The sequence below is a fragment of the Pseudomonas sp. C1C7 genome (assembly GCF_013359595.1).
Lineage (GTDB): Bacteria > Pseudomonadota > Gammaproteobacteria > Pseudomonadales > Pseudomonadaceae > Aquipseudomonas.
In genome coordinates, this window is sequence record NZ_JABFMP010000055.1 from 1 (window position 1) to 18,709 (window position 18,709).

The 18,709-nt window shown below is 62.7% G+C and carries 21 protein-coding genes; 11 read left to right on the forward strand and 10 right to left on the reverse strand.

Annotation, left to right across the window (positions count from 1 at the left end):
* Positions 1–76: 76 nt before the first annotated feature.
* Positions 77–823 carry a DUF533 domain-containing protein gene (locus HNO86_RS28130; RefSeq protein ID WP_175380198.1) on the reverse strand — a complete coding sequence of 249 codons (747 nt, stop codon included), beginning with the start codon at positions 821–823 and terminating at the stop codon, positions 77–79.
* 251 nt (positions 824–1,074) lie between these two features.
* Here HNO86_RS28130 and pcsA point away from each other — a divergent pair, with 251 nt between their 5' ends.
* A complete protein-coding gene (gene pcsA / locus HNO86_RS28135; protein WP_175380199.1) occupies positions 1,075–1,797 on the forward strand; it encodes a phosphatidylcholine synthase in 723 nt (240 codons plus the stop codon).
* A gap of 1 nt (position 1,798) precedes the next feature.
* A complete protein-coding gene (locus tag HNO86_RS28140; protein WP_175380200.1) occupies positions 1,799–2,185 on the forward strand; it encodes a DUF488 domain-containing protein in 387 nt (128 codons plus the stop codon).
* 134 nt (positions 2,186–2,319) lie between these two features.
* On the opposite strand, the gene HNO86_RS28145 is transcribed toward HNO86_RS28140, so the two are convergent.
* Together HNO86_RS28145 and HNO86_RS28150 are read right to left on the reverse strand one after the other, a co-directional pair.
* The gene (locus HNO86_RS28145) at positions 2,320–3,132 is read right to left on the reverse strand and encodes a class I SAM-dependent methyltransferase (RefSeq protein ID WP_175380201.1); all 813 of its coding nucleotides are present in this window, start codon (positions 3,130–3,132) and stop codon (positions 2,320–2,322) included.
* Positions 3,133–3,169: 37 nt separating this feature from the next.
* Entirely contained in the window at positions 3,170–3,439 is a 270-nt protein-coding gene (locus HNO86_RS28150; protein WP_175380202.1) for a DUF4242 domain-containing protein, read from the reverse strand.
* Positions 3,440–3,631: 192 nt separating this feature from the next.
* Between HNO86_RS28150 and HNO86_RS28155 the strand changes: the two genes are divergently transcribed.
* A complete protein-coding gene (locus HNO86_RS28155; protein ID WP_175380203.1) occupies positions 3,632–4,597 on the forward strand; it encodes an AraC family transcriptional regulator in 966 nt (321 codons plus the stop codon).
* A 70-nt stretch (positions 4,598–4,667) separates the two neighbouring features.
* On the opposite strand, the gene HNO86_RS28160 is transcribed toward HNO86_RS28155, so the two are convergent.
* The 3 genes from HNO86_RS28160 to HNO86_RS28170 all read right to left on the reverse strand — a co-directional run bounded on the left by HNO86_RS28160 (position 4,668) and on the right by HNO86_RS28170 (position 6,573).
* The gene (locus HNO86_RS28160) at positions 4,668–5,882 is read right to left on the reverse strand and encodes a cytochrome c biogenesis protein DipZ (protein WP_175380204.1); all 1,215 of its coding nucleotides are present in this window, start codon (positions 5,880–5,882) and stop codon (positions 4,668–4,670) included.
* Between the two features lie 130 nt (positions 5,883–6,012).
* Entirely contained in the window at positions 6,013–6,267 is a 255-nt protein-coding gene (locus tag HNO86_RS28165; RefSeq protein ID WP_175380205.1) for a hypothetical protein, read from the reverse strand.
* Positions 6,268–6,309: 42 nt separating this feature from the next.
* The gene (locus tag HNO86_RS28170; RefSeq protein WP_175380206.1) at positions 6,310–6,573 is read right to left on the reverse strand and encodes a DUF2790 domain-containing protein; all 264 of its coding nucleotides are present in this window, start codon (positions 6,571–6,573) and stop codon (positions 6,310–6,312) included.
* Positions 6,574–6,876: 303 nt separating this feature from the next.
* Here HNO86_RS28170 and HNO86_RS28175 point away from each other — a divergent pair, with 303 nt between their 5' ends.
* The 5 genes from HNO86_RS28175 to HNO86_RS28195 all read left to right on the forward strand — a co-directional run bounded on the left by HNO86_RS28175 (position 6,877) and on the right by HNO86_RS28195 (position 11,228).
* Positions 6,877–7,617, forward strand: coding sequence for a response regulator (locus HNO86_RS28175; protein WP_175380207.1), 741 nt, complete (start codon positions 6,877–6,879; stop codon positions 7,615–7,617).
* On the forward strand, positions 7,614–8,921 hold the full coding sequence (locus tag HNO86_RS28180; RefSeq protein ID WP_175380208.1) for an ATP-binding protein: 1,308 nt from the start codon (positions 7,614–7,616) through the stop codon (positions 8,919–8,921). Before HNO86_RS28175 ends, HNO86_RS28180 begins: the two co-directional genes overlap by 4 nt.
* Positions 8,922–9,068: 147 nt before the next feature.
* Positions 9,069–9,701, forward strand: a complete 633-nt coding sequence (locus HNO86_RS28185; protein ID WP_175380209.1) for a CDP-alcohol phosphatidyltransferase family protein — start codon at positions 9,069–9,071, stop codon at positions 9,699–9,701.
* Entirely contained in the window at positions 9,688–10,287 is a 600-nt protein-coding gene (locus HNO86_RS28190) for a 1-acyl-sn-glycerol-3-phosphate acyltransferase (RefSeq protein WP_175380210.1), read from the forward strand. The genes HNO86_RS28185 and HNO86_RS28190 overlap by 14 nt, the downstream gene beginning before the upstream one ends.
* Complete coding sequence (locus HNO86_RS28195) at positions 10,284–11,228, forward strand: phosphatidate cytidylyltransferase (protein WP_175380211.1); 945 nt, start codon at positions 10,284–10,286, stop codon at positions 11,226–11,228. Before HNO86_RS28190 ends, HNO86_RS28195 begins: the two co-directional genes overlap by 4 nt.
* 86 nt (positions 11,229–11,314) lie before the next feature.
* Here the strand turns inward: HNO86_RS28195 and HNO86_RS28200 are convergent, their stop codons facing one another.
* The 3 genes from HNO86_RS28200 to HNO86_RS28210 form a co-directional block, all read right to left on the reverse strand.
* A complete protein-coding gene (locus HNO86_RS28200; RefSeq protein WP_175380212.1) occupies positions 11,315–12,073 on the reverse strand; it encodes a putative DNA-binding domain-containing protein in 759 nt (252 codons plus the stop codon).
* On the reverse strand, positions 12,051–12,905 hold the full coding sequence (locus tag HNO86_RS28205) for a DUF692 domain-containing protein (protein WP_175380213.1): 855 nt from the start codon (positions 12,903–12,905) through the stop codon (positions 12,051–12,053). The genes HNO86_RS28200 and HNO86_RS28205 overlap by 23 nt, the downstream gene beginning before the upstream one ends.
* A 206-nt stretch (positions 12,906–13,111) precedes the next feature.
* On the reverse strand, positions 13,112–14,446 hold the full coding sequence (locus HNO86_RS28210) for an acetamidase/formamidase family protein (RefSeq protein ID WP_175380214.1): 1,335 nt from the start codon (positions 14,444–14,446) through the stop codon (positions 13,112–13,114).
* A 369-nt stretch (positions 14,447–14,815) separates the two neighbouring features.
* On the opposite strand from HNO86_RS28210, the gene HNO86_RS28215 reads away from it, so the two are divergent.
* Entirely contained in the window at positions 14,816–15,862 is a 1,047-nt protein-coding gene (locus tag HNO86_RS28215; protein WP_175380215.1) for a class I SAM-dependent methyltransferase, read from the forward strand.
* 160 nt (positions 15,863–16,022) lie between these two features.
* A complete protein-coding gene (locus HNO86_RS28220; protein ID WP_175380216.1) occupies positions 16,023–16,865 on the forward strand; it encodes an NAD-dependent protein deacetylase in 843 nt (280 codons plus the stop codon).
* A gap of 41 nt (positions 16,866–16,906) precedes the next feature.
* Here the strand turns inward: HNO86_RS28220 and HNO86_RS28225 are convergent, their stop codons facing one another.
* On the reverse strand, positions 16,907–17,803 hold the full coding sequence (locus HNO86_RS28225; protein ID WP_175380217.1) for a LysR family transcriptional regulator: 897 nt from the start codon (positions 17,801–17,803) through the stop codon (positions 16,907–16,909).
* A gap of 174 nt (positions 17,804–17,977) precedes the next feature.
* On the opposite strand from HNO86_RS28225, the gene HNO86_RS28230 reads away from it, so the two are divergent.
* Entirely contained in the window at positions 17,978–18,676 is a 699-nt protein-coding gene (locus tag HNO86_RS28230) for a CoA transferase subunit A (protein ID WP_175380218.1), read from the forward strand.
* Positions 18,677–18,709 lie beyond the last annotated feature (33 nt).

Sequence of the window (18,709 nt, forward strand, 5' to 3'; positions counted from 1 at the left end):
GCCGAAGGCTGCGATCTTTTGATCTTTAAAAAGCAAAAGATCGCAGCCTTCGGCAGCTCCTGCACGGGAGGGTGAGTCAGGCAGCCCCGCCTCGCGCCTGTTGCTCCAGATGCACCTGCAGATCCGGATCGATGCCCAACGCCGCCGCCAGCTCATCCAGATAGTTGCGCTCGGCATCCGCCTGATCATTCACCAGCATCACGCTGGCCAGGTACATCTCGGCGGCCATGCCCGGATCGTTGGCCGATTGGGCGACCTCGGCCGCATCCAGCGGTTTGGCGACTTCGTCGTCCAGCCACTGTTGCAATTGCGGGTCGTCGGTGTGGCGGGCGATTTCGGCGTTGATCATCTGTTTTTCCGCGTCGTCGAAACGGCCATCGGCCTTGGCCGCGGCGATCAATGCCCGCAGGATCGCGTGGCTGTGTTCCTCGATTTCGGGACCCGCCAGCATGTCCACCGTGCGCATCGCTTGCTGCGGGGCCTGCTGTTGCTGCTGCGCCGCCTGGCTGCGTTGCCAGGCCTGATACGCCTGGAAGGCCATCATCCCCAGCGAAGCGAGCGCGGCGTAGTTGCTGCCACCGCCGGAGCGTCCTTGAGACTGCCCGCCCATCGGCGAGCCACCGCCGAGCAAACCACCCAGCAGACCGCCCAAACCGCCCATGCCACCGGCGCCAGCGCCGCCCATGCCGCCACCGCCACCCAGCAGGCCACCGAGCAATCCGCCCAGATCCCCGAGCCCGCCTTGTGCCCCGCCACCGCCTCGCTGCGACATCGCCCCTTGGCCGCCGCGCAGTAATTGTTCGAGCAGATCGCTGGTGTTCATGACGACGTCCTCTTCGGTGGGTGGATCCAATCAATCAACGATAGCTTTTCCCGCCGAATGTGCTACCACCGTCCGGCCGGACGCCCCGCACAGATTTATCCGCAGCCTTTTCCCCCGGCGCAGCTAAGATTCATAGGTGGTGAACCTTATTCCCGGATACCCGGTCGATACCTGCAACCCGACCCGGTTTGCCGCCGCCTTTGTCCATCAAGGCGATGACTGGCTTGCTTCACTTTCTGGAGAACGCCCCCGTGATAACGACTCTACACATCGCCAGGCTCAAAGCGTGGGGAGCCCATGGTTTTACCGCCACCGGCGTGGTCACCGCCTTCCTTGCAACCCTCGCCCTGCTCGACAACCAGCCGACCACTTGCCTGCTGTGGCTGGGCGTGGCGCTGATCGTCGACGGCCTGGACGGCGCACTGGCGCGAAAGGTCAATGTGCAGTCGGTGCTGCCGAGCTTCGACGGCTCGATCCTCGACCTGGTGATCGATTACCTGACGTATGTGTTCATTCCGGCGCTGTTCATCTATCGCTACGTGCCGCTGCCGGAGTACACGCTGCTGCTGAGCGTGTCACTGATCCTGGTGTCGTCGCTGTTCTGTTTCTGCAACGTCAACATGAAGAGCAAGGATAACTACTTCCAGGGCTTTCCCGCCGCGTGGAACGTGGTCGCCCTGTGCCTGTACATCATCGCGCCGTCGCCGTGGATCACCCTGCTGACCGTGATCGGCCTGGCCCTGCTGACCCTGACCCGGATGAAGTTCTTGCACCCGTTCCGCGTGCGCCGCTTCATGCCGATCAACATTGCGGTGACGGCGATCTGGTTGCTCTGCAGCCTGTCGCTGGTGATCAACCATCCGGTGATCAACCCGCTGGTGATGGGGCTCTGGCTGTTGATGTCGGCGTACTTTCTGGGGATCTGCTTCTGGCGCACGGCGCTGGAGTGGTTCGACGACTCACGGCTTAAATGACATGCCGATTCATATCGTGCGTCTTGGCTCTGCGCGAACTCCCGGCGAAGGCCTGCGCCTGGGCACGGTGCGCCGCCCGCCCCGTGGCGTGCCGAAAGCCGAGTTCGCCTCGAGGGATTTCTACGATGTGTGGCAGCCGCTGCTGTCCCCCAGCCCGGAGCTGGTCCACGAGGCGCAGGGGGCTGAAGACGAAAAGGCCTGGAACGGCTTCAAGCGCAAGTTCAAGGCCGAAATGAACCACCCCGCCCCCAGCCAGTTGCTCGACCTGCTGGCCGCCCTCTCCCATCACACCAGCCTGGCGGTGGGCTGTTATTGCGAGGAAGAAGCGCATTGTCACCGGTCGGTGCTGCGCGAGTTGCTGGAAGCGCGTGGGGCGAAGGTGATTTGAATCTCTGATACTCCGCAATCCCCTGTAGGAGCTGCCGCAGGCTGCGATCTTTTGATTTTGATTTTTTGAAAAGCAAGATCAAGAGATCGCAGCCTGCGGCAGCTCCTACAGGGGGTTGGGTCAGGGGGTTGGTCTCATCGCCTTGTAATCACCACCTCCAGATACTCACTCGGCACGACCATCGACTTGTCCCCCGCCCGGTTCAGGCGGTTGAGCAGTTCGGTCATGTCCTGTTCCAGCGCCTTGGCACCGTCCGGTGGCAGCGCCGCGAAGGCCTTGTGCACCGGGCCGTACCAGCTGCGGAAGGTGTCGATGAAATGCGCGGCATCGCGATAGCGGAAGGTGAACAGCTTGCGCGTCACCTGCACCACGAAATCCCGTTCGTCGAACTGCGAGTGCAGCCAGGCTTCAGTGCCCCACTGCGACGGCGGTTGCGCACCGGGTGGCGGTGGCATGTGTTTGCCGAGGGTCTTGAACATCTGGCCGACGAAGCCTTCCGGGGTCCAGTTGGCCATGCCGATCCGTCCGCCGGGCCGGCAGACCCGGGCCAGTTCCGCGGCAGCCTTGGGCTGGTCCGGGGTGAACATCACGCCGAACGTCGAGAGCACGGCGTCGAAACTGGCATCGGCAAATGGCAGCGCTTCGGCATCGGCCACCTGGAAGGTGACGTTGAGGCGCTCGGCTTTCGCCCGCTCCTGGCCACGCTCCAGCAGCGCGCCGACATAGTCGGTGGACGTCACCAGGCAGCCCCGGCGTGCGGCGGCCAGTGTGGCATTGCCGTTACCGGCGGCGACGTCGAGGACCTGCTCGTCGCACAGCAGGTCGCAGGCCTCGGCCAGTTGCTCGCCGACAATCTGCAGGGTGGTCCCGATGACGGCGTAGTCGCCGCTGGCCCAGGCGGCCATCTGACGGGTTTTCAAGGCATTGAGATCAATGGGTGTACTCATGAACTCCGCTCCGTTGCGGGTTGGAATACCGCCCGGCTTACTCTGCCGTGGTCGGGTCGATGATGGACGTGACCTGGGACACGCGGTTGGCCGGGAAACCGCTCTGGCGGGCATGTTCCTGGATCTGGGCTTCGCTGGGGGCGATGTACACGCAGTACAGCTTGTCGCCGGTGACATAGCTTTGCAGCCACTGCACTTCAGGCAGTTCGCGCAAGGTCCGGCAGGACTTTTGCGCAGCGGCTTTCAGATCCCTTTCTGACAGTGTTCCAGCACCTGCAATCTCGCGCTCAATGACGAACTTCGGCATGGCAACCTCTCATTTCTTGTTATTGATGACAGGATCGGTGGCGACCCTGTGGGCAAACTATCGCTCCGCTGTGCGCCCTGCGTCCTGCCCGATCGTCGGCGAGGACTGTCCGATCGTCCGGAGATTTCATGCTCGGCCCAGACAGGCTCACAATCAGGCTTCTCACCCACAGTCGCTATTCGGGAAATGACGATGGATGCCCTGTCACAGACCCTCCGTGTCGTTCGCCTGGCCGGCGCCATTTTCATCAACGCCCGGTTCACCGCGCCCTGGTGCTATCAGTCGCCGAGAGCCGACACCGCCGCCCCCTTTCTGGAGCCGAACGCCGAGCAGGTGGTGATCTTTCACCTGATCACCGAAGGCGAGTGCTATGTCGAACTGGGCGACGAACCGCCGCTGTTGCTGAAGGCCGGCGACGTGGTGCTGTTCCCCCAGGGCGACGGCCATCGCATGACCTCCAAGCCGGGCTTGCCCCCTGCCACCGGCGGACGCCTGGACAAGATCCTCGCCCGACGGCCACAGCAACTGCGCTATGGCGGCGGTGGCGCGGTCACCCGGCTGGTGTGCGGCTACATGGCTTGCGATACGCGGCTCGCGGGGATGTTGCTGACCGGCTTGCCATCGGTGGTGCGGGTCAATGTGCGCGGCTCCAACGCCGGTATGTGGCTGGAGTCGTCGGTGCGTTACGCCCTAGCCGAGGCCCGCTCGCCCAGGCCCGGCGGCGAAGGCGTGCTGGCGAAACTGGCGGAGGTGCTGTTCATCGAAGTCCTGCGCCTGTACATGCACGAACACGGCAAGGGCCGCACCGGCTGGCTGGCGGGCGTGGGCGACCGGATCGTCGGCGCCGCCCTCAACGCCCTGCACGGCAAACCCTGCCACGCCTGGACTCTGGATGAACTGGCCCGCACCGCCGCCACCTCGCGCTCGGTGCTGGCCGAACGGTTCCAGCAACTGGTCGGCGTCTCGCCGATGCAATACCTGACGCAATGGCGCATGCTGCTGGCGGCCAATCTGTTACGCAGCAGCAACAGTTCCCTGATCCGCATCGCCGAAGAAGTGGGTTACCAGACCGACACCGCCTTCAGCCGCGCATTCCGCCGCGAATACGGGACCCCACCCGCCGCGTGGCGACGAAGCCACGCGACATCCATGCATTGAAAACCCCTGGTATCCACCATCCCTGCAGGAGCAGCCTTCGGCAGCTCCTGCAAAGAGCGTTGCGCAGGGTTTACGCGGCGGGGGTGGTGGCCTTGGCGTCAGCCTTGGCCTCTTGCAGCAGCTGCTGGATCATTTGTTCCTGATCGTCGTAGCGGCCTTCACCGAAGTGGGTGTAGCGGACCTGACCCTTGGCGTCGATCAGGTAGTGCGCAGGCCAGTACTGATTATCGAAGTTGCGCCAGATGGCGTAGTTGTTGTCGATCGCCACCGGGTAGGTGATGCCGTATTCCTTCACCTTGTCCTTGACGTTGTCGATGATGCGCTCGAAGCCGTATTCAGGGGTGTGCACGCCGATCACCACCAGGCCGTCCTTCTCGTATTTCTTCGCCCAGTCCTTCACGTACGGCAGGGTGTGCTTGCAGTTGATGCAGTCGAAGGTCCAGAAATCCACCAGCACCACCTTGCCCTTGAGCGATTCGTTGGTCAGGGCCGGCGAGTTGATCCACTCCACGGCGCCGGCCAGTGATGGCATGGCTTGCATGGACTCGGCCTTTGCCTTGCTGACGAAGTAGTCGACGACTTTCGGCACGGTTTCCAGCACGCCTTTTTCGACCTTGCCGAGGGTTTCCGAGGAAGTGCTGGCCAGCAGCACGTTATCGGCACCGGTGGAGATCACCGCCGCACCGGCCAGCACCGCCACACCGGCACCGCGACGCAGCCAGCCGGTGACCGGGATCGACGGTTTCAGGCGATTGACCAGGCCACGACCGGCGAAGATCAGCACGCCCAGGGACAACGCGCTGCCCAGACCGTAGGCCACCAGCAACAGGCTGGTGCCGGCGTTCGCGCCTTGCAGCATGGCACCCGTGAGGATCACGCCGAGGATCGGCCCGGCGCACGGCGCCCAGAGCAGACCGGTGGCGACGCCGATCAACAGCGAACCCACGGGGCCGGACACCTTGCGGCTGTTGGGGTCGATGCGATTGCCCAGCGCCACGAACGGCCGCGCCAGCCAGTCACCGACCCGGGCGGAAATCAGCGACAGGGCAAACAGCACCATCACGATCAGCGCCACGTGGCGGCCGGCATTGCTGGCCTGAATCACCCACTCGCTGCTGACCACGGCCAGGCTGGAAACCAGGGCGAACGTCAGGGCCATGCCACCGAGGGTAAGCAGGATCGACGAGCGCTTGCGGTCGGCGCCGGCGAACAGGAACGGCACGACCGGCAGGATGCACGGGCTGAGGACGGTCAGAATGCCGCCCAGGAAAGCGATGAGGAACATGGGATCACCTTTATAGATTTGGAGGGCGACAGACCCATTGTGAAAACGGGTCGAACACATACCTGTGGCGAGGGGGCTTGCCCCCTCGCCACAAAAGCCCCGTCCATATTCGGCCGGAGGAGTCAGGGCATTACGCGTTTTGCTCATCCAGCCACTTGCCCTGCGGCGTGCGGCTGGCGCCATTTTCGGCAACGAACTGGCCTTGCGGCGTGCGGTCGTAACCATCTTCGGCCAGGAAGCCGTTGACGCTTTGTTTCTCTACTGGTGTCAGTTGGAAGCAGGTGCTGCTGCCGCAGGCGTTCTGCTCGACGGCGGCGTTGGCGTGGGCTGCGGCGCCGGCGACGGAGAAGGCAATGGCGGTCAGGAATCGGCTGACGTTGATCATGGTTGTGTTCCTCGCTTCAAATGGGATGGGTAATCGCAGCACTCAGTTTTCCGAGGCGCAGTTGTCGGAAATCTTGCTGTAATCCAGGACCTGGGTTGCGTTGTGCGAATCCAGGTAGGTCAGCTGTGCGTTAACCACTCCACAGGAAGGCGAAGCGTCCTCTTTGAGCGACACCACTTTCCTGATGTCCAGTTGGGTGCCGTAGGTGTAGGTCTTCTCGCTGACATCGGCTTCGGCGCGGGCCGACAGGGTGCAGATGTTCAGGGCGGCAAACAGGCAGGCGGCGTAGATGGCTTTGGTGTTCATGGCGTTCTCCTCAAGGTTTCGATAGGTCAATCGTTCTTTGGGCAGAGGCGTCTGGCTGTGCCTCGATGGAACCTATTTAAAGCTCGCGAGGTATCCCGCATGTGTCGGGAAACCGCCGGTGTAAATCGGTACGTATCTGAATCGGCTCCGGATACAGAGCGATACAAACAGGGGCAAATTTCAGGTTTTTTTGTCCATGTGTATCCTCCGACAAGCCAGATACACTGCAATACAAACGCCCGCAGGCGTGGTCGCAAAGGCTCTATAGACTGTGCGTCATCCCCCACTTTCAGAGGCAGTCACATGGAACACGTTGATCACATTCTCATCGTCGACGATGATCGAGAGATCCGCGAACTGGTGGGCAACTATCTGAAGAAGAATGGCCTGCGCACCACGGTGGTGGCGGACGGTCGGCAGATGCGCACCTTCCTCGAATCCACGCCGGTGGACCTGATCGTGATGGACATCATGATGCCGGGGGACGACGGCCTGATGCTCTGCCGCGAATTGCGCTCGGGTAAACACAAGTCCACTCCGATCCTGATGCTCACCGCGCGCAACGATGAAACCGACCGCATCATCGGCCTGGAAATGGGCGCCGACGATTACCTGGTCAAGCCCTTCGCCGCCCGCGAGCTGCTGGCCCGCATCAATGCCGTGCTGCGCCGCACGCGGATGCTGCCGCCGAACCTTGTGGTGACCGAAACCAGCCGCCTGCTGGCCTTCGGGCGCTGGAAGCTGGACACCTCTGCCCGCCACCTGCTCGACAGCGACGGCACCATGGTCGCCCTGAGCGGCGCGGAATATCGCCTGTTGCGGGTGTTCCTCGACCATCCGCAACGGGTACTCAACCGCGATCAATTGCTCAACCTGACCCAGGGCCGCGATGCCGATCTGTTCGATCGCTCCATCGACCTGCTGGTCAGCCGCCTGCGCCAGCGCCTGCTGGACGACGCTCGCGAACCGGCCTACATCAAGACCGTTCGCAGCGAAGGTTATGTATTCTCCCTGCCGGTAGAAATTGTCGGAGCACCTGAATGAACTTTTCGCTGCGCTGGCCGCGCACCCTGGCCTCACGCCTGTCGCTGATTTTCCTGATCTGCCTGATCCTCGCCCAGGCGCTGTCCTTCGGCGCGCAGTATTACGAGCGCTACGAAAACGCCAAGAACACCATGCTCGGCAACCTGGAAACCGACGTCTCGACGTCCATCGCGATCCTCGACCGCCTGCCAGCCGAGGAACGCCCGAGCTGGCTGCGCCAACTGCAGCGCAACAACTACGGCTATCTGTTGAGTGCCGGCGAAACCGGCACGCCGATGACCATGGAGATGCCCGATGCGCCTATCGCCATGGCCTCGATCATGGATGCCCTGGGCAAAGACTACCCGATGACCTTTACCGATATTCCGGGGCCGAAAAAGCATTTTCAGGTACACCTGAAACTCACCGATGGCAGCCCGCTGACCATCGACGTGCGCCCGGCGATGGTGCCGTTGTCGCCCTGGCTGCCCATGGCCCTGCTCGGGCAACTGGCGCTGATGATTGCCTGTACCTGGCTGGCCGTACGCATCGCCGTCCGCCCGCTGACCCGTCTGGTCGACGCCGTGGACAACCTCGACCCCAACGCTCACCCGATCCAGCTGGACGAGAAAGGCCCGACCGAAGTTGTTCATGCCGCCAGGGCTTTCAATGCCATGCAGGCGCGCATCGCGTCTTATCTGAAAGAGCGCATGCAACTGCTGGCGGCGATCTCCCACGATCTGCAAACACCCATCACCCGGATGAAACTGCGCGCGGAGTTCATGGACGATTGTCTGGAGAAAGACAAGCTCTGGGCGGATCTGAGCGAAATCGAACACCTGGTGCGCGAAGGCGTGGCCTACGCCCGCAGCGTCCATGGCGCCACCGAAGAAAGCCGCCGCACCGATCTGGACTCGTTCCTCGACAGCCTGGTGTTCGACTATCAGGACATGGGCAAGGAAGTTCAGTTGAGCGGCAAGAGCACCACCGTCATCGACACCCGCCCCCACGCCCTGCGCCGGGTGCTGGTGAACCTCACGGACAACGCCCTGAAGTTTGCTGGTGCGGCGGAGTTGCTGGTGGAGAAGAAGCGCGACGGCAGCGTGTCGGTGAAAGTCATGGACCGCGGTCCCGGCATTGCCGAGGAAGAACTGGCCCAGGTGATGCAGCCGTTCTACCGCGTGGAAAACTCGCGCAACCGCAGCACCGGCGGCACGGGGCTGGGCCTGGCGATTGCGCAGCAACTGGCGCTGGCGATCGGCGGGTCGCTGACCCTGAGCAATCGCGAAGGCGGCGGGTTGTGCGCCGAGCTGCACCTGCGCTAACCCCCTCTTGTTCGGCCCCCGCGAACCCTCCTACAGGGCTTCTGCACGGCTTCTGCAAATGCGTGCAGTATCCCCGGATATCGCGCAGGTGAAAAACCGCTAATTGCATATACGCTTAGTAAAACCCAGCGACCGGGATACTGAGTGATGGATGACAACAGAAGACCAATCAAAGCGCGCTCCACTGGCTGGGCCAGGCGCATCACGGACCTCTTGGTCAAACGCAATATTTCCCCCAACCAGATTTCCGTCGCCAGCATCTTCTTTGCCTTGGCCGGCACGATTGCGCTCAACATCAGCAGCGGCGTCGCCGGCTCGATCTGCTGCGCCATCGCCATTCAATTGCGCCTGCTGTGCAATCTGTTCGACGGCATGGTCGCGGTCGAGGGCGGCAAGCAGTCGGCCATCGGCAGCCTGTACAACGAATTCCCCGACCGCATCGCCGACAGCCTGCTGATCATCGGCCTCGGCTACGCCCTGTACCAGCCGGAACTGGGCTGGTTCGCCGCGCTGGCCGCCGCGCTCACCGCCTATGTCCGGGTGTTCGGCGGCTCCATCGGCCTGAAGCAGAACTTCATGGGACCGATGGCCAAGCAGCACCGAATGGCGGTGATGACGGTCGGCCTGTTGCTCAATGCCGTCGAGGTTTATCTGCGCGGCAGCCACTATGCGCTGTTGCTGACCCTGGTCGTGATCGCCATCGGCGCCGCCATCACCTGCTTCACCCGCACCATGGCCATCTCCAGAGAATTGCAGGAGGTCAGCCATGTGGATCAGTAATGCGCTGATCGCGGTGCTGCGCTTTTTGATTGGCGTCACCGCCCGCTGGGAAGGCCCGCCGGACCTCACGCGCCAGCGCATCTACTTCGCCAACCACACCAGCCACATGGACACCCTGGCGATCATGGCCGCCCTGCCCGCCGAGGCGCGGGTGAATGTAAAGCCGGTGGCCGCCGCCGATTACTGGGGCAAGAACCGCTTCCTTTCCTACATCTCGCAGCAAGGCCTGAACGCGGTGCTGATCGAACGCAACCCGGCGCCCGGCACCAATGTGCTGGAGCCGATTTTCGATGTGGTGCGTGACGGCCATTCGATCATCATCTTTCCCGAGGGCACGCGCTCCAGCCAGGCGCTGCCGGGGGAATTCAAGTCCGGGCTGTTTCGCCTCGCCGAAACCTTTCCCGATGTCGACCTGGTGCCCATCTACCTGGAAAACCTGCATCGCTCCATGCCCAAGGGCAAACACGTGCCGCTGCCGATCATCTGCACGATCCGCATCGGCAACCCGCTGCCACGGGTCGCGGGCGAGGACAAACAGGTGTTCCTGGAACGGGCGCGTGACGCCATCGTGAGGCTGTCGAAATGAGTCTTGAACAGAAATTCCTCTGGTTCTTTGCCGCCATCGCTTGCCTGCTGGCGGTCGCTTCGATCATTGGGCGGATTCTGGCCAAACGGGCGACCAGCGAGGGCTCGATCTCCACCATCGAAAACCTCAATCAGCGGGTGAACGCCTGGTGGGGCATGGTCATCATCTTTTTCGTGTCCTGGCTGCTGGGACCGAATGCGACGGTGATCCTGTTCGCTTTCATTTCCCTGTTCGCATTGCGGGAGTTCATTACCCTGACCCCGACCACGCTGGGTGATCACAACGCGCTGTTTTGCGCATTCTTCATCCTGATTCCGCTGCAATACCTGCTGATCGGCACCCACTGGTATTCGATGTTCACCCTGCTGATTCCCGTGTACGCCTTCCTGCTGCTGCCGGCGATTGCGGTGTTGAGCCAGGACACCGAAGCGTTCCTGGAGCGCACGGCGAAGATCCAGTGGGGCGTGATGATCTGCGTGTACTGCATCAGCCACGCGCCGGCGCTGTTGCTGCTGGATCTGCGAGGGTTCAGCGGGCAGAACGCATTGCTGCTGTTCTACCTGGTGTTCGTGGTGCAGATGAGCGATGTCCTGCAGTACGTCTTCGGCAAGCTGTTCGGCAAACGCAAGGTCGCGCCCCTGGTCAGCCCCTCGAAAACCGTGGAAGGCCTGGTCGGTGGCGGGCTGTCCGCGACGCTGATCGGCGGCTGCATGTATTGGATGACGCCGTTCAATTTCTGGCAGTCGCTGTTGCTGTCGCTGGTGATCGTGGTGATGGGGTTTCTGGGCGGGCTGGTGATGTCGGCAATCAAGCGCAGCCTGAGTGCCAAGGATTGGGGGACGATGATCAAGGGGCATGGCGGGATGCTGGACCGGATGGATTCGATCTGCTTTGCGGCGCCGATCTTTTTTCACATGACGCGGTATTTCTTTTCTGCCTGACCCTCACTGTGAATGCAAAAACCCTGTGGGAGCGGGCTTGCTCGCTCCCACATTTGGATAGGTGGTGTTTTGGAGGATGTGTTCGGTCAATTGACCACACCAATCACCCTCTCCCCCTGCAACTGCCGCAACAACGCCGCGCCATTTTCCATGAACTCCACGGACCCGGCACTCCCCGCCTCCAGCGCCAGCCCTTGCAACTGCGCCTGTGCGCTCAACCCGGGAAATTCCTCGATGCGCTGCAACAACCGCCACGCCAGCGGCGTCAGGGTCGAGAACTTCACGCTCCAGTCCTCAGCCCGGCGCACCAGCAGCAAGGTCGGCTGGTCCGGCGCCGCGTCCGGCTGATAATCCGGCCCCACCCGCTGCACCGGCCAGGTGTACGCCAGCGGCCAGGCCAGGGGCGATATCTGCAACGGGTGAGCGAGCAACACTTCGCCATCACCGGGTGCAAGCGGCTCGGCTTCGGACTGCTGCAACGCCATTTCAACCCATTCGTAGTGCGCCAGTTCCACCATGAACGGCGGCCACGAACCGTCGGCCAGCGCTTGCGGTTGCGAGGCGAGAAAGTCGACGAATTCCTCGGCGATTTCACCGAATTTCGGCGTGTGGGCCCGGTAGTCCCGCAGGAAGATCCGCACCAGCGCCCGCCATCGTTGATCGCCGAGAATCTGCACCAGCACCGGAAAGGTGCCGCTGATCAGGGTCGACAGGTTGGCGAACACCAGATCGCGGTAGACCTGGGCACGCTTGGGGTCCATTTCCGGCGGCGGCGCGCAATGCTCGGGATCGCGCAGGTACAGGCCCATGTTGCTCTGTTGCTCATGCAGCGAACGGTTTGCCACGGTTCACCTCCTGAGTCTGCAAGCGGCGAATGGTCTGCAACTCGGCGACCAGTTCGGAAAACACCGGGAAGTTGAAATCCCGCTCCAGCAAGGTCGGTTGCGCGCCGAACCGGGCGTAGGCTTCGCTCAGCAGCGACCACACCGCCGGCTTCACCGATGCGCCATGGGTGTCGATTTTCAGGGTGTCGGACTCATCGAAGTGCCCGGCGATGTGCATGGCCACCACCCGATCCGCATCGATGCCGGCCAGGAAAGTACGCGGATCGAAGCCATGGTTGATCGAGTTGACGTAAACGTTGTTGACGTCCAGCAACAGGTCGCAATCGGCTTCGCGCAGCACGGCGTTGGTGAAGGTCACCTCGTCCATGTCCTGCTGCGGCGCGGCGTAGTAGGAGACGTTTTCCACCGCCAGGCGCCGGCCGAGAATGTCCTGGGCCTGGCGGATCCGCGCGGCGACGTGGTGCACCGCCTCTTCGGTAAAGGGTAACGGCAACAGGTCGTAGAGATGACCGTCATCGCTGCAGTAGCTCAGGTGTTCGCTGTACAGCGGCACCTTGTAGTGATCGAGGAAAACCCGCACCTCCTGCAGGAAACCGATATCCAGCGGCGACGGTCCACCCAGGGACAACGAGAGGCCGTGGCAGGACAACGGATAGCGCTCGGCCAGCGCACGCAAGGCTGCGCCATGGGCACCGCCGATGCCGATCCAGTTCTCCGGCGCGACTTCCAGGAAATCGAAATGGCCGACCGGGGCGGCCTGGAGGTCTTTCATTAAACCGCGACGCAAGCCGAGCCCGGCGCTGGCCTTGGCTGATGTGAGGGGGGTCTGCATGGTGTCGATCTCTCGGGTTGTCAGTACACGAACACAGTTAATCGCGCTGATGTATCGAGGCTGTGTGGCGGGCTGCCGGAAAATCGCGGGACTCGTATCGCCGGCGGGTCTGTACACACTGCGGTACAAACCCGTCGGTCACCCGGCAAAGCCAAAAACACACCTGTGGCGAGGGGGCTTGCCCCCTCGCCACAAAGTCCTCCTCGTTACGCCAGGTCGTACTTTTCGCGCACCAGATGGCCGATGCCCATGCGGTCGAGCACGTTCATCGGGCACAGGAAGGTCACGCGCACGGTGCCCGGCAGGCGGCTGATGTCGATGGAGCCGGTAATGGTCGCGCGGTTGAGCACCTCGTCATACGGCAGACCGGTGACATTGGCGGCGCGCTGCAGGCCGTTCTCCACCGCCAGGTTGAGGTTTTCACCGCTGCCGATGAAGGTGATCGGGCCGCTCTGCTCGATTTCCTGCTGGCCCCAGCGCTCGGCCAGTGCGCGAACGTTGGCCCGCTGCTCGGCATTCATCGGCCGCGCCATGGGCGGCAGGTCGTCGAGGTTTTGCAGGAGGATCGGGCCTTCCAGGGTCAGGTTTTTCACCACTTCCACTGACACTTCGGTTTCCCCGGAGCAATCGGTGGCGTGCCCGGCGATTTCGCCGTTGCCCTGCTGGGCGTGCATGTCGCCCATGTAGACCCCGGCCCCCGGCACTTTCACCGGGCAGATCAGCACGCAACCCTCGCGGATCGAGTTGGTGTCCATGTGGCCGTCGGTCTTGGCCGCGTGCAGCTCTTCGCGGGTCATGCCGAAACGGTGCGCAGCGTTGATCAGGTACTGGCCGAAGTCGGCGCAGTTGTGCGAATCGGGCAAGTCTCGCGACGGCATGGTGCCGATGTTGCCAAGGAACGGCCGCATGTGCGCGGCGACACCCGGGATGTCGGCGCGGGCCAGGGACAGAATCGAGTGCTGGGCGGCGAATTCCGGCAGTGCCGACATTTCGGAAGCCTTGCCGGCCAGCTGGTTGGCGATGTCCTGGTTGACTGTCAGGCTGACCTGGTTCTGCGCATCGAAGACGATCACATAACCATGGCTGAAGCGGAACGCGCTGACTTCGGCATCGCAGTGATTGCAGCGAATCGAGTCCTCGCCGATGCCTTCGACGTGGCTGGCCGGGTGTTCGGTGCCGCACTTGGCGCAGAACTTGGCAACGAACGGATCGCCGTTGTATCGCCCTTCGACGAAGGACATGACCCCGGACGACGTGGCCAGGGAGGTGACGCGCATGCTTTTGATCTTGATCGCCACGGCATCGCCGACTTCAGCGCCGGCAATGGCCACCGGTTGCGTCACTTCATGGCCGCCCTCGAACGCCGGGGTGATCATCGGCCCCCAGCAGCCCGGCGGCGTGCCGGTGATCAGGGTGCCGCCATCGGCCAAAGGGCCGAGCATCGGCTGGCTTGGGCCGATGATGCCGTGGGTGTATTGGTCGACCCGCAGGCGAACGACCGGCGTGGCGTTGAGGGTGGTGTCAGGAACAGGCGTTGTCATTGTGGTCCCCTTGGAAATCAGGAGCGAACGGCCGCCGGCTGGGGCAGCCCGGGAAGGGTCAAACAGCCTGCACAGTTCAGCGCAGGTTTGTATCTGCTCTGTGTTCGGGGGTGGTGGGGAATTGCGGGGGACTGTATCCGGGGGCCACATAGATACTTTGTGATACACGCAATCCCTGTGGGAGCGGCGGTGCGACGATTCGACTTGCTCGCTCCCACAGGGGACTTTCGTCGCCTGAGGCCCGCGCACACGGCCCCACAACTAGACTTAATTCACCCAGGACACGCTTCCCGTCCTGTTCATTCCCACGACCACCGCCCACGACGAACACCGCCGCTGGACCGTGATCCTGCAATAGGAGCACACGTGATGGACGAGGCCAGACTCAATGATTTCATGGGCAAACTGGTCAATGACATGGGCGGCGCGGCGATGCTGGCCAATGTCATCCTCGGCGAAGAGCTCGGTCTGTACCGGGCCATGGCCGACAGCCAGCTGATCAGCCCCGAAGCGCTCGCCGGCAAGACCGGCTGCAACCCAAGGCTGGTGCGCGAATGGCTCAGCGCCCATGCCGCCTCCGGTTACATGGAGCACAGCGACGGCCAGTTCCGCCTGCCCGAAGAACAGGCCCTGGCGCTGGCCATCGAGGATTCGCCGGTGTACATCGCCGGGGGCATTGGCGTGGTGGCGTCGTTTTTCCATGACAAGGACAAACTGGTCAAGGCCATGCGCGGCGACGGCGGCCTACCCTGGGGCGATCACCATCCGTGCATGTTCAGCGGCACCGAACGCTTCTTCCGCCCCGGCTACAAGGCGCACCTGATCAGCGAATGGCTGCCGGCCCTCGACGGCGTGGTGGCCAAGCTTGAGGCCGGGGCGAAAGTGGCGGACATCGGCTGCGGGCACGGCGCCTCGACGGTGATCATGGCCCAGGCGTTTCCCAGGTCAACGTTCGTCGGTTTCGACTACCACGCGCCCTCCGTTTCCGTCTCCACCCAGCGCGCGGAAGAAGGCGGCGTCTGCGACCGGGCAAGTTTTTTCCGCGGCACGGCGAAGGACTATCCCGGTGAGGACTACGACCTGATCTGCTATTTCGATTGCCTGCACGACATGGGCGATCCGGTGGGCGCGGCGAAACATGCCTATGAGTCGCTCAAGCCCGACGGCACGGTGTTGCTGGTGGAGCCGTTCGCCAACGATGCCCTGGATGACAACATCAATCCGGTGGGGCGGTTGTTTTATGCGGCGTCGACCTTTATCTGCACGCCGAACTCGTTGTCCCAGGAGGTCGGGCTCGGGCTGGGTGCGCAGGCGGGTGAGGCGCGGTTGCGCCAGGTGTTCACCGAGGCCGGGTTCTCCAGTTTCCGCCGGGCGACGCAGACGCCGTTCAACCTGATCCTGGAGGCCCGCAAATAACCCTGACGATTACCGCTCCCCCTGCAGGAGCTGCCGAAGGCTGCGATCTTTTGATCTTGTTCTTTGAAAATCAAAAGATCGCAGCCTCGTTGCACTCGACAGCTCCTGCAAGGGTGTGGCGTGGCGATGCTAATCTGCGTGTACTCAAGGAGTGCTGAACATGCTCGACCACCACATCCACGACCAGCTCGACCGCCTCCAGCAACTCATGACCGATGAGCCGTTCGTGGTCCTGACCGGGGCCGGGATCAGCACGCCGTCGGGCATTCCGGATTATCGCGACAACCAGGGCGTGCGGCGTGGCCGGCAGCCGATGATGTATCAGGAATTCCTCTGCGCCCCCGAATCCCGCCGTCGCTACTGGGCCCGGGCGATGCTCGGCTGGCCGCGGGTGCGTCAGGCCCGGCCGAACGTGGCCCACGACACCCTCGCCCGCCTGCAGAGCACCCGCCGGATCAGCGCCCTGATCACCCAGAACGTCGACACCCTGCACGACCAGGCCGGCAGCCACGATGTGATCGAACTCCACGGCAGCCTGCACCGGGTGCTGTGCCTGGACTGCGGCCAACGCAGCGAGCGCGATTCGATCCAGCAATTGATGGAGGCGCAGAACCCGTACCTGGCCGGCATCGACGCGGTGCAGGCGCCGGACGGCGATACGCTGCTCGATGCCGCTTTCGAAGCACGCTTTCAGGTCCCGCAGTGCCCGCAGTGCAAGGGGGAACGGATGAAACCGGATGTGGTGTTCTTCGGTGAGAACGTGGCCCAGGAAACGGCGACCAAGGCGATGGCTGCGGTGGAAAAGTCCGCCGGGCTGCTGGTGGTGGGTTCGTCACTGATGGCCTATTCGGCATTTCGCCTGTGCCGGGCGGTGGTGGACCAGGGCAAGCCGTTGCTGGCGATCAACCTCGGCAAGACCCGGGCGGATGAGATGATGAATCTGAAAATCGAAGGCTCGTGCGAGCAGCTTTTGCCATTGTTGGCACAACGCCTCAACAACTGACGGAACCGAATCCCCTGTGGGAGCGGGTAATGGTGATCAGGTCATGAAAGTTGTTGGCCGAAGTTCTCTTCTTTAAGTACATCAAACAACGCCTGCGCCGCCGCCGACAGTTCGCCCCCCGGCAAGGTCAGCACACCAAGCGCCCTCTCCACCACCGGGTCGCGCAGAGTTATGCAGCGCGCACCCAGTTCGCGCATCTGCCCCGCGCACAAGGCCGGTACGGCGCTCACACCCAGCCCGCTGGCGACCATGCGCCCGACCGTCGCCAGTTGATGGCTTTCGAACTCCACCGGCAACTTCATGCCCCGGGCCTGCAAGTGCTCCTCGAGCATCACCCGCACCGTCGACGGTCGTTGCAGGGTGATGAACGGTTCCTTGAGCAAGGTCTGCCAGTCGATGTCCTGCAGATCGGTCAACGGCGAGTCATGGGGCACCACCGCCACGAACCGGTCGATATAAAGAGGGGTGAATTGCAGCGAAGAACTCATGGTCGGCTCGAACGCCACGCCCAATTCCACCTGGCGATCGCGGACCATTTCCAGCACCTGCTCGTTGATCACGTCGTTGACCGTGACGTTGACGTTCGGATAACGCGCGCGGAAGGTCTTGAGCATCGGCGGCAGCAGGTTGCCGGCGAACGACGGCATCGCCGCCAGGGTCACGCGGCCGCGCTGCAGGGTGAAACGCTGGCGCAATTCGTCCTCGGCATTGTCCCAGTCGGCAATCAGGCGGCGCGCCAGCGGCACCAGGGCCTCGCCCTCGGCGGTCAGTGTCACGTTGCGCGTGTTGCGGGTGAACAAGCGCCCGCCCAGGCCCTCCTCCAGCGCCTTGATGGTCAGGCTCAGGGCCGATTGCGACAGGTGCAGGCGCTCGCACGCCACGGCGAAACTCAGGCTCTGGGCCACGGCGAGGAAGGCGCGGATCTGCTTGACGGTCATCTCGCTTCGCTCAAGTTGTAAGCTGCTAGCTTTAAGCTGCAAGTTTAAGGCAGCGGTTTATTGAGTTTTATCTATTAATCATCCTTAAAAATCAACTTAACAAATTAATCTTACAGCGAGACACTCAACCCCATACGGCTAGCCAGCCGCCCACAAAGAATAAAAGAGGTGCATATGGCAGGTTTCGACAAGCGCGTGAGTTCCTACGAGGAAGCGCTGGCAGGTCTTGAAGACGGCATGACCGTGATCGCCGGTGGCTTCGGTCTGTGCGGCATCCCGGAAAACCTGATCGCCGAGATCAAGCGCAAGGGCACTCGCGACCTCACCGTGGTCTCCAACAACTGCGGCGTCGACGGTTTCGGCCTCGGCGTCCTGCTGACCGACCGCCAGATCAGCAAAGTGGTGGCCTCCTACGTCGGCGAGAACAAGCTGTTCGAAGACCAACTGCTCAAGGGCGAAATCGAAGTCATCCTGACCCCGCAAGGCACCCTCGCCGAAAAAATGCGCGCGGGCGGCGCCGGCATCCCGGCCTTCTTCACCGCCACCGGCGTCGGCACCCCGGTTGCCGAAGGCAAGGAAGTGCGTGAATTCAATGGCCGCAAGTACCTGATGGAAGAGTCCATCACCGGTGACTTCGCCATCGTCAAAGGCTGGAAAGCCGACCATTTCGGTAACGTGGTCTACCGCCACACCGCCCAGAACTTCAACCCGCTGGCCGCCACCGCCGGCAAGATCACCGTGGTCGAAGTCGAAGAAATCGTCGAACCCGGCGAGCTGGACCCGACGCAGATCCACACCCCTGGCATCTACGTCGACCGGATCATCTGCGGCACCTTCGAGAAGCGCATCGAACAGCGCACCGTACGCAAGTGATCCCCTGCCCCCGGACCGAATGAAGGAATAACA